The sequence below is a fragment of the Enterobacter sp. PL_is511 genome (genome assembly GCF_055816065.1).
Genome location: NZ_JBVPGP010000023.1, coordinates 543,952 through 556,786, shown reverse-complemented (window position 1 = coordinate 556,786; position 12,835 = coordinate 543,952). Strand labels below are relative to the sequence as shown.

Genomic DNA, 12,835 nt, shown 5'->3' with positions numbered 1-12,835 from the left:
TCAATCGGCAAAATTACGCCAGATATCCTGAATATCTTCCATCAGAAAGCCGCGGTAGAGCAAAAAGCGCTGGATTTTGACTTTTTCTGAAAATTCACGCGGCAGCGGTTCGCCGTACTTACGAATGGCCTGCTCTTTTGCCAGCTCGCACCAGTCAACGTCGCATTCGCGCATCGCTTTTTCGATGGACTCCCGGGCTACCCCTTTCTGGTTTAGCTCCTGCCGGATGCGCGCGGGCCCATATCCTTTGCGGCCGCGGCTGGCGAGAAACCGCGAGGCAAAACGCTCGTCATCAAGATAGCGATGCTCATAGCACCAGGCGATGACGCGATCATAATCTTCCGCGGTGGCATCAATCTCTTCCGGCCCGTTTTTACTCATCACCGGTGCCGACAGCTTCCGCCGCAGCTCCTGTTCACTGTGGTCACGCACGGCCAGGATGCGCACCGCGCGATCCAGTAGGCGTGCATACGCGGGTCGACGTGTTGTCGGTTCACTCATAAAAAACCTGCTGATTCAGAAATGCAAAAAGGGCCGCATCAGCAGCCCTTCATTGTTAAACGAAAGAATTAAAAATCTTCGTTAGTTTCTTCAGCATCCGCGCTATCAACCGCGAAATCTGGCGTGGAGTCCTGGTTGTTCAGCAGAAGCTCACGCACTTTCTTCTCGATCTCTTTCGCTGCAGCCGGGTTCTCTTTCAGCCAGGAGATGGCATTCGCTTTACCCTGACCAATCTTGTCACCGTTGTAGCTGTACCAGGCGCCCGCTTTTTCAATCAGCTTCTCTTTCACGCCCAGGTCAACCAGCTCACCGAAGAAGTTAATACCTTCGCCATAGAGGATCTGGAACTCAGCCTGCTTGAACGGCGCAGCGATTTTGTTCTTCACAACCTTCACGCGGGTTTCGCTACCCACCACGTTCTCGCCCTCTTTCACCGCACCGATACGACGGATATCCAGACGGACAGAGGCGTAGAATTTCAGTGCGTTACCCCCGGTCGTGGTTTCCGGGTTACCGAACATCACACCAATTTTCATACGGATCTGGTTGATGAAGATCAGCAGCGTGTTGGACTGCTTCAGGTTACCGGCCAGCTTACGCATCGCCTGGCTCATCATACGTGCCGCGAGACCCATGTGAGAGTCGCCGATTTCACCTTCGATTTCGGCTTTTGGCGTCAGTGCGGCAACGGAGTCGACCACGATAACGTCAACGGCACCAGAACGCGCCAGCGCGTCACAAATTTCCAGCGCCTGCTCACCGGTGTCCGGCTGAGAACACAGCAGGTTGTCGATATCTACACCCAGTTTGCGGGCATAAACAGGGTCCAGCGCGTGCTCGGCATCGATAAACGCACAGGTTTTACCTTCGCGCTGTGCCGCGGCAATCACCTGCAGCGTCAGGGTGGTTTTACCGGAGGACTCTGGCCCGTAGATTTCTACGATACGGCCCATAGGCAGACCGCCAGCGCCCAGCGCGATATCCAGAGAAAGCGAACCGGTGGAGATGGTTTCCACATCCATGGAACGGTCTTCACCCAGGCGCATGATGGAGCCTTTACCGAATTGCTTTTCGATCTGGCCCAGTGCTGCCGCCAACGCTTTCTGTTTGTTTTCGTCGATAGCCATTATTACTCCTGTCATGCCGGGAGAAGCGACTGTGCTTCACCGTGGATTTCTGTTCTGTTGGTGCAATTATACTGTATGGTCATACAGTATCAAGTGTTTTGTAGAAATTGTTGCCAGAGCGTTTTTAACGCATAAACGGTTGCCTGACGACGCACGCTTTCGCGATCGCCGCTGAAGCACTCCCGACGGGTGATCCCTTCCCCTTTGGACGTGGCGAACCCAAACCAGACGGTGCCGACAGGCTTCACGTCGCTGCCGCCGTCCGGGCCCGCAATGCCGCTAATGGAAATCGCGTAATCTGCGCGCGCCTCTTTGAGCGCGCCAATCGCCATCTCGATGACCACCGGTTCGCTGACCGCGCCATGCTGTTCCAGCGTGGATTCACGCACGCCAATCATCTGTGCTTTAGCTTCGTTACTGTAGGTCACAAAACCGCGTTCAAACCAGGCGGAACTGCCGGCAATATCGGTAATCGCTTTCGCCACCCAGCCGCCGGTGCAGGACTCCGCAGTGGTGATTGTCGCGCCACGCTGCTTCAGCGCAAGGCCCACTATCTCGCTAAGCTGCATCAATTCATGGTCAGTCATTCTCGCTCCAGGCATCAGAAAAACGTGCTGCACAAGATAGCACTTTCTCGTCAGATGTGGGGATGCACTTCAGGTTTTACGAGGGGGCTTCAGAAAAAAGCCGGTACGGACGCACCGGCGGTGGAAAGGTTATTTCATGCTGTCAGCGAGAGTGTTCACATTGTGGCGAAACGCCTTAACGTAGGTGTCTGCCACCCCACCTTTTGCCGACAACGCTTCCGGATAAAGTTCGCCCCCAGGCTGCGCGCCCGTCGCCGACGCAATCTGTTTAACCAGACGCGGATCGAGCTGATTTTCCATAAACCAGGTTTTTACGCCGTCGGCTTTGATCTGATTGATAATCTCAGCCACCTGCGCCGCGCTGGCTTCGCTCTCAGACGACAGCCCCTGCGGCGCCATAAACGTCACGCCGTAGGCGCGGCTGAAATAGCCGAACGCATCATGGCTGGTCAGGACCTTGCGCTTATCCTTCGGGATCGCGCTAAAACGCGTTTTAGCCCAGCTATCCAGCTGGTTAAGCTGCGTGATATAGGGTTTACCGGAGGCTTCCAGCGCGGCTTTGTCCTGCGGATCGGCTTTCACCAGCCCGTTCAGAATATTTTGCGCATACAGCGCCCCGTTCGCCGCGCTGTTCCACGCGTGCGGATCGGTCACGGTCTTTCCATCTTCCTCAAGCGTGTGGGTTTTCACCCCGGTTGAGGCGACGACCAGCTGTCCTTTGAACCCGGAGGCTTTCACCAGACGGTCAAGCCAGCCCTCCAGCCCCAGGCCGTTCACTACCACCACATCGGCCTTGCTCAGCGCCGCGCTGTCTTTCGGCGACGGTTCGAAGGTATGCGGATCGCCGTCCGGCCCGACCAGCGTCGTCACCTTCACATGGTCACCGCCCACCTCCTGGGTGATGTCCCCCAGTATCGAAAAGCTGGTGACCACATTCAGCGTTTTCGCCATCACGCCGTGCGACATCATCCCCAGCGCGAGTGCCACTACTAATCCTGTACGTTTCATCGTTTCCCCTTGCGTTAAAAATACGCCCGCAGACTGCCAGCGAGCCTGCTTCGCGTACCCAATAAAATGGAAATAAAGAACAGCGCGCTGGCGGTGAGCACAATGGATGGCCCGGCCGGTAGACTCATCGCCCAGGAGAGGCTCAGCCCCAGCCATGCGCAGAAAATACCGCTGATGCCCGCCATCAGAAGTAACGCCGGTAGCGTGCGTACCCAGCAGCGAGCCGCCACGGCTGGCAGCATCATCAGCCCGACGGCCATCAGCGTGCCGAGCACCTGAAAACCGGCCACCAGGTTAAGCACCAGCAGCGCCAGAAACAGTCCGTGCAGCAGGCCGGGCAGCCAGCGGGCGTTCACCTGTAGCCAGGCGGTGTCAAACGCTTCGGTAACCAGTCCGCGATAAAACATTGCCAGCACGATAAGGGTGAACATACACACGCCCGTGACAAACAGCGCGGCGTCGTTGTCCACGGCGAGGATGGAGCCAAACAGCAGATGCAGCAGATCGACATTCGACCCGCGAAGCGACACCAGCGTGACCCCCAGCGCCAGTGAGCCAAGATAAAACCCGGCAAAGCTGGCATCTTCTTTCAGCGGCGTGCGGCGACTGACCAGGCCGGCCAGCAGCGCCACGGTAATTCCCGCGATAAAACCGCCGATACTCATCGCCAGCAGCGACATACCGCTGAGCAAATAGCCCACGGCAACACCCGGTAAAATGGCGTGAGAAAGGGCGTCGCCCATCAGGCTCATCCGGCGCAGCTGAAGAAACACGCCAAGCGCGGTAGTGCTGACGGAGAGCGCCAGGCAAACCACCAGCGCGCGACGCATAAAGCCGTACTCAATAAACGGCTGAAAAAAGAGATGCCAGATCATGCCACCCTCACCCGCTCGGTTTTCCACTGGGGAACGTCAGCATCCAGCCGCAACGTCTGCGGGAAATGGCGCGACACGCGCTCGCTGTCGTGCAGTACCGCGAGCAGCGTTTGCCCCTGCATATACATCTCCAGCATCACATCCATCAGCACGTTGCAGGTGGCCTCATCGACCCCGGTAAAGGGTTCATCCAGCATCACCAGCGGCGCCTGCTGCACCAGGACGCGGGCAAACAGCATGCGCTGGAACTGGCCGCCGGAGAGCTCATCGATGGTGGATAACGCCATGGATGCCAGCCCAACGCGCTCAAGCGCACTGGTAATGCGCAGCCGCGTTTCGCGACGAAACCCGGAGAAAAGCGAAATGCCCGGCCAGCAGCCCATGCTTACGACGTCCTGTACGGTCAGCGGAAACTGCGCCTCCAGCGCGTGGCGCTGTGCCAGCCAGCCAATCACCGGGCGCTTACCCTGCCAGCGGAAGCCACCGCTGACGGGCGGGATAAATCCCGCCAGCGTTTTCAGCAGCGTGGATTTCCCGCAGCCGTTAGCGCCGATAATGGCGGTCATGCTTCCGCGCGCAATCGTGCCCGAGAGGGGTCGCGTAACGGGCAGGCGTTCATAACCCGCGACCAGTTCATTCATCACGATCATGGCAATGCCACCGCCCAGCGCACGGCCAGCCCGATAAAGACAACAAGCACCAGCGCCAGCAAAAGCCGAACCAGAGCAGACAGAGAAAAAAGGGACGTTGACATGTCGACACCGAATTAAATGTTATAACATAACAATAATAAAAGACGGTTAAGATGTAAATGGAGGGTTTAAAAGGGAGTGTGGCGAAATGTTTCTGCGAAACTTCCCTCTCCCGTGGGAGAGGGTCAGGGTGAGGGCATCAGGCCGCACCGTGCGCGCAGCCATGCCGGGTGGCGGCGTTGCCTTACCCGGCCTACCCGTCGGAGCAGCTTACTGACTAAACGGTGACGCCGCCGGCACGCGGGCCTGGGATACAGCCAGCCCCAGCTGCCATACGGCCATCGCATAGTGAGTGCTGTGGTTATAGCGGGTAATGGCGTAGAAGTTCGGCAGGCCGTACCAGTACTGATAGCCCGTTCCGACATCCAGACGCAGCAGGCTCGCCTGTTGCGCATTACCCAGCGGCTGCGTTGGCGTTAAGCCTGCCGCGGTCAGCTGCGAAATGCTGTAGTTGGTTTTGAAGCCATTTTCCAGCCCCGGCGCCTGACCGTTTGCCTGCACCGCCACCTGGCCGCCCGGCACCCAGCCGTGCGCTTTGAAGTAGTTCGCCACGCTGCCGATGGCATCCACCGGATCCCACAGGTTGATGTGACCATCTCCGTTAAAGTCGACGGCATACTGTTTATAGGACGACGGCATAAACTGGCCGTAGCCCATCGCGCCGGCAAACGACCCTTTCAGATCGAGCGGATCGTCCTGCTCGTTGCGCGCCATCAGCAGGAAGGTTTCCAGCTCGGAAGAGAAATACTCCGCGCGGCGCGGGTAGTTAAAGGAGAGCGTCGCCAGCGCATCCAGGATGCGGGTTTTACCCATCACGCGGCCCCAGCGGGTTTCCACGCCAATAATCCCGACAATAATTTCAGGCGGTACGCCGTACACCTGCCACGCGCGGTTGAGCGCATCTTCATACTGATTCCAGAACACCACGCCGTTTTGCACGTTGTCCGGGGTAATAAACTGTTTGCGATAGCGCAGCCACGCGCCGTTTGGCCCGCTCGGAACCTGAGCCGTCGGCGCCTGCCTGTCCATCAGGCGCAGCACGTAGTCCAGACGCTTGGCCTGAGACAAAATTTCGTGCAGCTGCTGTCTGTCAAAGCCGTGTTTGCTCACCATTTTATCGATGAACTGCTCGGCCGCCGGGTTATTCGCGAAGTCGCCGCCCATCTGCATCATATTGTGCTGCGGCTCCAGCAGGAATCCTCCGGAAGGCGCGCCCGCCGTTTGCTGAACGGCTTCGGTCTTAGGTTTGCTACTACAGGCAGACAGCAGAATAAGCGCAGGCAACAGCGCTGCATAACGACGCTTGAACATGAGACATCCATTTAACGGGTTCGATAAGAACCCAGTATGGTAAAGCATCCGCAACACCTCAAGGAAGCGGTACGCACCTCCCCCACGCAAATCCGCGCTTTTTTACACCGAAAATCATTCACCACGTCAATTAACTTTCAAAATAATCCATTTTTCTTTCATTGTGAGATCTAACTAACACTTTAAAACCTTTCAAAGTGATTATTATTAGCCGCAGATAGACAAAAACAAACGCCCCACAGGAGAGAAGAATGATAGAAACCATCACCCACGGCGCCGAGTGGTTCATCGGGCTGTTTCAGAAAGGCGGAGAAGTGTTCACCGGCATGGTGACCGGGATCCTGCCCCTGCTGATCAGCCTGCTGGTGATCATGAACGCGCTGATCAACTTTATTGGCCAGCAGCGTATTGAACGCTTCGCCCAGCGCTGTGCCGGGAATCCGCTGTCCCGCTACCTGATACTGCCCTTTATCGGCACCTTCGTGTTCTGCAACCCGATGACCTTAAGCCTCGGTCGCTTCATGCCGGAAAAGTACAAGCCGAGCTATTACGCCGCCGCCTCCTACAGCTGCCATTCGATGAACGGCCTGTTCCCGCACATCAACCCCGGCGAGCTGTTTGTGTATCTCGGGATCGCCAGCGGTCTCACCACGATTGGCCTGCCGCTCGGCCCGCTGGCGGTGAGCTACCTGCTGGTCGGCCTGGTCACCAACTTTTTCCGCGGCTGGGTGACGGACCTCACCACCGCCATTTTTGAGAAAAAAATGGGCATCCAGCTTGAACAGAAAGTTCATCTTTCAGGAGCCACAGCATGAACCGGATCCGCATTGAGAAAGGCACGGGCGGCTGGGGCGGCCCGCTGGAGTTCGACGCCACCGAAGGCAAAAAGATTGTTTACATCACCGCGGGGACGCGCCCGGCGATCGTCGACAGGCTGCGCGAGCTAACCGGCTGGGAAGCGGTCGACGGCTTCAAGGAAGGGGAACCGCCGGAAGCGGAAATCGGCGTGGCGGTGATCGACTGCGGCGGCACGCTGCGCTGCGGCATCTATCCGAAGCGCCGCATTCCGACGGTAAATATTCACTCCACCGGAAAATCCGGCCCGCTGGCGCAGTACATTCTTGAAGACATTTATGTCTCAGGCGTGAAGGAGGACAACATCACGCTGGTGAATGGCAACCCCGCGCCGCAAAAAGCGGCCCCGCGCGAGTACGACACCAGCAAGAAAATCACCGAGCAGAGCGACGGCCTGCTGGCGAAGGTCGGGATGGGCATGGGTTCCGCCGTGGCGGTGCTGTTCCAGTCCGGGCGCGACACCATCGACACTGTGCTGAAGACCATTCTGCCGTTTATGGCGTTCGTCTCGGCGCTGATCGGCATCATTATGGCCTCCGGCCTGGGCGACTGGATTGCCCACGGCCTCGCCCCGCTCGCCAGCCACCCGCTCGGGCTGGTAACGCTGGCGCTGATCTGCTCCTTCCCGCTGCTGTCGCCGTTCCTCGGCCCGGGCGCGGTGATTGCCCAGGTCATCGGCGTGCTGATTGGCGTGCAGATTGGTCTGGGGAACATCCCTCCGCACCTCGCCCTGCCCGCCCTGTTTGCCATTAACGCCCAGGCGGCGTGCGATTTCATCCCCGTGGGGCTGTCGCTGGCGGAAGCGCGCCAGGACACCGTGCGCGTGGGCGTGCCGTCCGTGCTGGTCAGCCGCTTCCTGACGGGCGCGCCGACTGTGCTGATTGCCTGGTTTGTCTCCGGCTTTATTTATCAATAAGAGGTTCCTGCGATGACCGTGATTTACCAGACCACCATTACCCGCATCGGCCAGAGCGCGGCCGACGCGCTGAGCGACCAGATGCTAATCACCTTCCGCGAAGGGGCGCCTGCGGATATCGAAGAGTTTTGCTTTATCCACTGCCACGGCGAGCTGAAGGGCGAGCTGAAGGCAGGAAGCCAGCTGGAGCTGGGCGAGGCGCGCTATGCCGTCACCGCCGTCGGCGACGTCGCTGAACAAAACCTGCGCGAGCTGGGCCACATCACCCTGCGTTTCGACGGCCAGCCGCAGGCGGAGTATCCCGGCACGGTTCACGTTGATGGTCCGGTTCCGCAGGCTGTCACCCCAGGCTGCACGTTAAAATTTGTTGCGTAATTAAGGAGAAACACATGAGTCAGGTTGCCGTTGTCATTGGTGGAGGACAAACCTTAGGCGAGTTCCTCTGCCGTGGGCTTGCCGCTGAGGGCTATCGCGTGGCGGTAGTGGACATTCAGAGTGAAAAAGCCGCCCGCGTGGCGGACACCATTAACACCGAGTTTGGCGAAGGGATGGCGTACGGGTTTGGTGCCGACGCCACCAGCGAGCAGAGCGTGATGGCGCTGGCCCGCGGCGTGGACGAGATTTTTGGACGCACCGACCTGCTGGTCTACAGCGCGGGGATTGCGAAAGCGGCCTTTATCAGCGATTTCGAACTGGGGGATTTTGACCGCTCGCTGCAGGTGAATCTGGTGGGCTATTTCCTCTGCGCCCGCGAGTTTTCCCGTCTGATGATCCGCGACGGCATTCAGGGGCGCATCATTCAGATCAACTCAAAATCAGGGAAAGTGGGCAGCAAGCATAACTCCGGCTACAGCGCGGCGAAGTTTGGCGGCGTGGGGCTGACGCAGTCTCTGGCGCTGGATCTGGCCGAATACGGCATTACCGTGCATTCGCTGATGCTGGGCAACCTGCTGAAATCGCCGATGTTCCAGTCCCTGCTGCCGCAGTACGCCACCAAGCTTGGCATCAAAGCGGAAGAGGTGGAGCAGTACTACATCGATAAAGTGCCGCTGAAGCGCGGGTGCGACTATCAGGACGTGCTGAACATGCTGCTGTTTTACGCCAGCCCGAAAGCCTCGTACTGCACCGGGCAGTCGATTAACGTCACCGGTGGGCAGGTCATGTTCTGATCGAGCGGCCTGATGCCCTCACCCTAACCCTCTCCCACAGGGAGAGGGAATACAATAAGGAGCCGATATGGTCACCGCACTCATCACCGTTGCCGCCCTCGCCTGGCTCTGCCAGATGGCGTTCGGCGGCTGGCAAATCCACCAGTTTAACCGCGCGTTTGATGCCCTGTGTCAGAAAGGTCGCGTCGGAGTCGGACGTTCCGGCGGACGCTTCAAACCGCGGGTCGTCGTGGCTATTGCGCTGGATGAAAACAATAACGTCTGCGATTCACTGCTCATGCGCGGCATGACCGTCTTTGCCCGTCCGGTGAAAATCCAGGCAATTAACGGCATTTCGTTGCAGGAATTGCAGCCTGATGTGATCTTTCCCCATGATCCACTCTGTCAGAATGCACTATCATTAGCGCTTAATCTGAAACATGGATAATTTCGTTGTGAAAGCTATAGACTTGCGAAATTATCATTTCGCAACCTAAGGAACGAAGCGCCTATGAAACCTCGTCAGCGGCAGGCGGCCATTCTCGAACATCTGCAAAAGCAGGGAAAATGTTCGGTAGAGGATCTGGCCCACTACTTTGACACCACCGGCACGACAATACGCAAGGACCTGGTATTGCTCGAAAACTCTGGCGCCGTCATTCGAACCTACGGCGGCGTGGTGCTCAATAAGGATGAAGCGGACCCGCCTATCGATCACAAAACGCTGATCAACACCCACCAGAAAGCGCTGATTGCCGAAGCGGCGGTGAAATTTATCCACGATGGTGACTCCATTATCCTTGACGCCGGCAGCACCGTCCTGCAGATGATCCCGCTGCTCAGCCGCTTTAACAACATCACGGTGATGACCAACAGCCTGCACATCGTCAACGCCCTGTCGGAGAACGACTGCGAGCAGACCATCCTGATGCCCGGCGGCACCTTCCGCAAAAAATCCGCCTCATTTCACGGCCAGCTGGCGGAGAACGCCTTCGACCACTTCAGCTTTGATAAACTGTTCATGGGCACCGACGGCATCGACCTGAACGCGGGGGTTACGACGTTCAACGAGGTGTTCAGCGTCAGTAAAGCCATGTGCAACGCCGCGCGGGAAGTAATTTTGATGGCAGACTCGTCGAAGTTTGGCCGCAAAAGCCCCAACATCGTCTGTAGCCTGGAAAGCGTTGATAAGCTGATTACCGACGCGGGTATCGACCCGGCGTTCAGGAAAGCGCTGGAAGAGAAAGGAATCGACGTGATCGTAACCGGAGAAAGAGATGAGTGATTTTCTGTTAGAAACGGGCCGCCAGACGCTGATGCTGGAACTGCAGGAAGCCAGCCGCCTGCCGGAACGTCTGGGCGAGGATTTTGTCCGTGCCGCCAACACTATTATCCACTGCGAAGGCAAAGTGATCGTGGCAGGCATCGGTAAATCCGGCCATATCGGCAAAAAGATTGCTGCGACGCTCGCCAGCACCGGCACCCCGGCGTTCTTCGTGCATCCTGCAGAGGCGCTGCACGGCGATCTGGGGATGATAGAAAGCCGCGACGTAATGCTGTTTATCTCCTACTCCGGTTCGGCCAAAGAGCTGGACCTCATCATTCCACGTCTGCAGGAAAAATCGGTCGCCCTGCTGGCGATGACCGGGAAATCCCGCTCGCCGCTGGCGCTGGCCGCCAAAGCGACGCTGGATATTTCCGTTGAGCGTGAAGCCTGTCCGATGCACCTCGCCCCGACGTCCAGCACCGTCAACACGCTGATGATGGGCGACGCGCTGGCGATGGCGGTAATGCAGGCGCGCGGCTTTAACGAAGAAGATTTCGCCCGTTCGCATCCGGCGGGGGCGCTCGGCGCACGCCTGCTCAACAAGGTTCACCACCTGATGCGCACCGACGATGCTATTCCGCAGGTCAAACTCGATACCAGCGTCATGGACGCGATGCTGGAGCTGAGCCGCACCGGCCTGGGGCTGGTAGCGGTGTGCGATGACGACGGGTACGTCAAAGGCGTGTTCACCGACGGCGACCTGCGCCGCTGGCTGGTGGGCGGCGGCAAGCTGGAAACCAAAGTGTCGGACGCCATGACACAGGGCGGGCTGACGCTGAACGCCGAGAGCCGCGCCATTGAAGCCAAAGAGGTGCTGATGAAGCGCAAAATCACCGCCGCGCCGGTGGTGGATGACGCCGGCAGACTGTGCGGTGCCATCAACCTGCAGGATTTCTATCAGGCCGGGATTATCTAACCCTTCAGTCCGAGACGCTTCGCCAGCCGGTGCAGGTTGGCGACGTCCATCTCCAGCGCCCGGGCGCACGCCGCCCAGTTACGGTTATTCTGCTCCAGCGCGCGGGTAATCCTCTGACGCTGAAACGCCTCCGTGGCTTCACGCAGATTTTCATTCGCTATCTCTGGCGCCGCCTGCACGACAGCCGGTGCGGTTTCATCCTGCAGCGCAAAATGCCGCGCGTGGATCACCACTTCGTCACCCGAACGCGTCGCCCGCGCCAGCACCACCGCACGGTGGATCGCATGCTCCAGCTCGCGCACGTTGCCCGGCCAGCCGTAGCTCAACAGATGCGCCCTCGCCCCCGGGCTCAGCACCACGCGGGAAAGCCCCATCCTGAGACGGCACTGCTCGCAGAAATAGCCCGCCAGCAGCACCACGTCGTCCCCGCGCTCGCGCAGCGGCGGCACGGTAAGTGGGAACACGCTCAGGCGGTGGAACAGGTCGGCGCGGAACTGCCCGGCCAGCACCGCTTCACGCAGGTCACGGTTGGTCGCCGCCAGCACGCGAACGTCCACTCTGTGACTGCGATCATCCCCCACGCGCTGGATGTCGCCGTACTGCAACACGCGCAGCAGCTTGGCCTGTAACGAAAGGGACAGCTCGCCAATTTCATCCAGAAACAGCGTGCCGTTATCGGCCATTTCAAACTTGCCGCTGCGGTTGCTGATGGCCCCGGTAAACGCTCCCTTAACGTGACCAAACAGTTCGCTTTCCGCCACGCTCTCCGGCAGCGCGGCGCAGTTGAGGTACACCAGCGGGTTAATCGCGCGCGGCGAGGCTTCGTGAATGGATTTCGCCACCAGCTCCTTGCCGGTGCCGGTCTCCCCGAAGATCAGCACGTTCAAATCGGACGCGGCAACAATCTCAATCTCTTTTTTGAGCTGCGCCATGCCCGGCGAGAGGCCAATCATCTCTGTGTGCGTTATCTGCTCAAACGCCGCCGGGCTGCCGGGAAGAATATTCTGGCTCTCCAGCTGTTCAATCAGCAGCGCGTTGTTAAGCGCCCCGGCGGCCAGCGCCGCAATGAGGCGCAACTCTTCATCGCTGAAAGTATCGAACTGGTCCGGCGACATGCCGTCGAGGGTCAGCGCCCCAATCAGGTTTTGCCCGGCAAACAGCGGCAGGCCGATACAGGCGTGCACCTTCAGGCTCTCCTGGCCGGGAATAAGCCCGTCGTACGGATCGGGCAAGTCGCTGTCCGCCGGGAAGCGCACCACGTCACCCGCGCGGGCGATAGTTTCCAGACGCGGATGGCCTTCAAGGGCAAAGCGCCGTCCGAGCACATCCTTCGCCAGGCCGTCGATCGCCAGGGGAATAAACTGCCGTCCTTCGTAGCGCAGCAGCGCCGAAGCGTCGCACGCCAGCACGTGGCGCAGCGTGGAGATCAACCGCTGAAAGCGGTCCTGATGGCCAATACCGGTTTGCAGCTCAATGGCGATCTTCGCCAGCACGTCTACGGAAAAGCTCATG

At 58.9% G+C, this 12,835-nt stretch carries 15 protein-coding genes; 7 read left to right on the top strand and 8 right to left on the bottom strand.

Translation table 11 applies throughout. The annotated features are described in order from the left end of the window. The 7 genes from recX to mltB all read right to left on the bottom strand — a co-directional run bounded on the left by recX (position 1) and on the right by mltB (position 6,161). Positions 1 to 501, bottom strand: a complete 501-nt coding sequence (gene recX, locus AC0TN7_RS14945) for a recombination regulator RecX (RefSeq protein WP_473702240.1) — start codon at positions 499 to 501, stop codon at positions 1 to 3. Positions 502 to 569: 68 nt separating this feature from the next. Then, entirely contained in the window at positions 570 to 1,628 is a 1,059-nt protein-coding gene (gene recA / locus AC0TN7_RS14940) for a recombinase RecA (protein WP_024907698.1), read from the bottom strand. An 89-nt stretch (positions 1,629 to 1,717) separates the two neighbouring features. Beyond that, complete coding sequence (gene pncC, locus AC0TN7_RS14935) at positions 1,718 to 2,215, bottom strand: nicotinamide-nucleotide amidase (protein WP_023308944.1); 498 nt, start codon at positions 2,213 to 2,215, stop codon at positions 1,718 to 1,720. Between the two features lie 129 nt (positions 2,216 to 2,344). Next, the gene (locus tag AC0TN7_RS14930) at positions 2,345 to 3,223 is read right to left on the bottom strand and encodes a metal ABC transporter substrate-binding protein (protein WP_032648011.1); all 879 of its coding nucleotides are present in this window, start codon (positions 3,221 to 3,223) and stop codon (positions 2,345 to 2,347) included. A 14-nt stretch (positions 3,224 to 3,237) separates the two neighbouring features. Further along, positions 3,238 to 4,098, bottom strand: coding sequence for a metal ABC transporter permease (locus AC0TN7_RS14925; protein WP_024907701.1), 861 nt, complete (start codon positions 4,096 to 4,098; stop codon positions 3,238 to 3,240). Next, positions 4,095 to 4,748, bottom strand: a complete 654-nt coding sequence (locus AC0TN7_RS14920; RefSeq protein ID WP_473702239.1) for a metal ABC transporter ATP-binding protein — start codon at positions 4,746 to 4,748, stop codon at positions 4,095 to 4,097. Before AC0TN7_RS14920 ends, AC0TN7_RS14925 begins: the two co-directional genes overlap by 4 nt. A 312-nt stretch (positions 4,749 to 5,060) precedes the next feature. Continuing rightward, positions 5,061 to 6,161: a lytic murein transglycosylase B gene (mltB, locus tag AC0TN7_RS14915; protein WP_193745671.1), complete on the bottom strand. Its 1,101-nt coding sequence runs from the start codon at positions 6,159 to 6,161 to the stop codon at positions 5,061 to 5,063. 251 nt (positions 6,162 to 6,412) lie between these two features. Between mltB and srlA the strand changes: the two genes are divergently transcribed. The 7 genes from srlA (at position 6,413) to gutQ (ending at position 11,323) form a co-directional block, all read left to right on the top strand. Next, complete coding sequence (gene srlA, locus AC0TN7_RS14910; RefSeq protein ID WP_367896893.1) at positions 6,413 to 6,976, top strand: PTS glucitol/sorbitol transporter subunit IIC; 564 nt, start codon at positions 6,413 to 6,415, stop codon at positions 6,974 to 6,976. Then, positions 6,973 to 7,932: a PTS glucitol/sorbitol transporter subunit IIB gene (gene srlE / locus AC0TN7_RS14905; RefSeq protein ID WP_024907704.1), complete on the top strand. Its 960-nt coding sequence runs from the start codon at positions 6,973 to 6,975 to the stop codon at positions 7,930 to 7,932. Before srlA ends, srlE begins: the two co-directional genes overlap by 4 nt. 12 nt (positions 7,933 to 7,944) lie before the next feature. Then, the gene (gene srlB, locus AC0TN7_RS14900; protein WP_024907705.1) at positions 7,945 to 8,307 is read left to right on the top strand and encodes a PTS glucitol/sorbitol transporter subunit IIA; all 363 of its coding nucleotides are present in this window, start codon (positions 7,945 to 7,947) and stop codon (positions 8,305 to 8,307) included. A gap of 14 nt (positions 8,308 to 8,321) precedes the next feature. Continuing rightward, a complete protein-coding gene (gene srlD / locus AC0TN7_RS14895) occupies positions 8,322 to 9,101 on the top strand; it encodes a sorbitol-6-phosphate dehydrogenase (RefSeq protein ID WP_023294411.1) in 780 nt (259 codons plus the stop codon). 67 nt (positions 9,102 to 9,168) lie between these two features. Continuing rightward, entirely contained in the window at positions 9,169 to 9,528 is a 360-nt protein-coding gene (gutM, locus tag AC0TN7_RS14890; RefSeq protein WP_032648019.1) for a transcriptional regulator GutM, read from the top strand. A gap of 63 nt (positions 9,529 to 9,591) precedes the next feature. Continuing rightward, positions 9,592 to 10,365 (top strand): glucitol operon DNA-binding transcriptional repressor SrlR, encoded by a 774-nt coding sequence (gene srlR / locus AC0TN7_RS14885; protein WP_024907708.1) that lies wholly within the window; start codon positions 9,592 to 9,594, stop codon positions 10,363 to 10,365. Then, the gene (gene gutQ, locus AC0TN7_RS14880) at positions 10,358 to 11,323 is read left to right on the top strand and encodes an arabinose-5-phosphate isomerase GutQ (RefSeq protein ID WP_024907709.1); all 966 of its coding nucleotides are present in this window, start codon (positions 10,358 to 10,360) and stop codon (positions 11,321 to 11,323) included. Before srlR ends, gutQ begins: the two co-directional genes overlap by 8 nt. Here the strand turns inward: gutQ and norR are convergent. Next, complete coding sequence (gene norR / locus AC0TN7_RS14875; protein WP_248272326.1) at positions 11,320 to 12,834, bottom strand: nitric oxide reductase transcriptional regulator NorR; 1,515 nt, start codon at positions 12,832 to 12,834, stop codon at positions 11,320 to 11,322. The genes gutQ and norR overlap by 4 nt on opposite strands. Position 12,835: the final 1 nt, after the last annotated feature.

What these genes read in the sequence shown, in the direction of transcription:
- recX (WP_473702240.1), bottom strand. Translation starts at nt 501, where the DNA reads ATGAGTGAACCGACAACACGTCGACCCGCGTATGCACGCCTACTGGAT.
- recA (WP_024907698.1), bottom strand. Translation starts at nt 1,628, where the DNA reads ATGGCTATCGACGAAAACAAACAGAAAGCGTTGGCGGCAGCACTGGGC.
- pncC (WP_023308944.1), bottom strand. Translation starts at nt 2,215, where the DNA reads ATGACTGACCATGAATTGATGCAGCTTAGCGAGATAGTGGGCCTTGCG.
- AC0TN7_RS14930 (WP_032648011.1), bottom strand. Translation starts at nt 3,223, where the DNA reads ATGAAACGTACAGGATTAGTAGTGGCACTCGCGCTGGGGATGATGTCG.
- AC0TN7_RS14925 (WP_024907701.1), bottom strand. Translation starts at nt 4,098, where the DNA reads ATGATCTGGCATCTCTTTTTTCAGCCGTTTATTGAGTACGGCTTTATG.
- AC0TN7_RS14920 (WP_473702239.1), bottom strand. Translation starts at nt 4,748, where the DNA reads ATGATCGTGATGAATGAACTGGTCGCGGGTTATGAACGCCTGCCCGTT.
- mltB (WP_193745671.1), bottom strand. Translation starts at nt 6,161, where the DNA reads ATGTTCAAGCGTCGTTATGCAGCGCTGTTGCCTGCGCTTATTCTGCTG.
- srlA (WP_367896893.1), top strand. Translation starts at nt 6,413, where the DNA reads ATGATAGAAACCATCACCCACGGCGCCGAGTGGTTCATCGGGCTGTTT.
- srlE (WP_024907704.1), top strand. Translation starts at nt 6,973, where the DNA reads ATGAACCGGATCCGCATTGAGAAAGGCACGGGCGGCTGGGGCGGCCCG.
- srlB (WP_024907705.1), top strand. Translation starts at nt 7,945, where the DNA reads ATGACCGTGATTTACCAGACCACCATTACCCGCATCGGCCAGAGCGCG.
- srlD (WP_023294411.1), top strand. Translation starts at nt 8,322, where the DNA reads ATGAGTCAGGTTGCCGTTGTCATTGGTGGAGGACAAACCTTAGGCGAG.
- gutM (WP_032648019.1), top strand. Translation starts at nt 9,169, where the DNA reads ATGGTCACCGCACTCATCACCGTTGCCGCCCTCGCCTGGCTCTGCCAG.
- srlR (WP_024907708.1), top strand. Translation starts at nt 9,592, where the DNA reads ATGAAACCTCGTCAGCGGCAGGCGGCCATTCTCGAACATCTGCAAAAG.
- gutQ (WP_024907709.1), top strand. Translation starts at nt 10,358, where the DNA reads ATGAGTGATTTTCTGTTAGAAACGGGCCGCCAGACGCTGATGCTGGAA.
- norR (WP_248272326.1), bottom strand. Translation starts at nt 12,834, where the DNA reads ATGAGCTTTTCCGTAGACGTGCTGGCGAAGATCGCCATTGAGCTGCAA.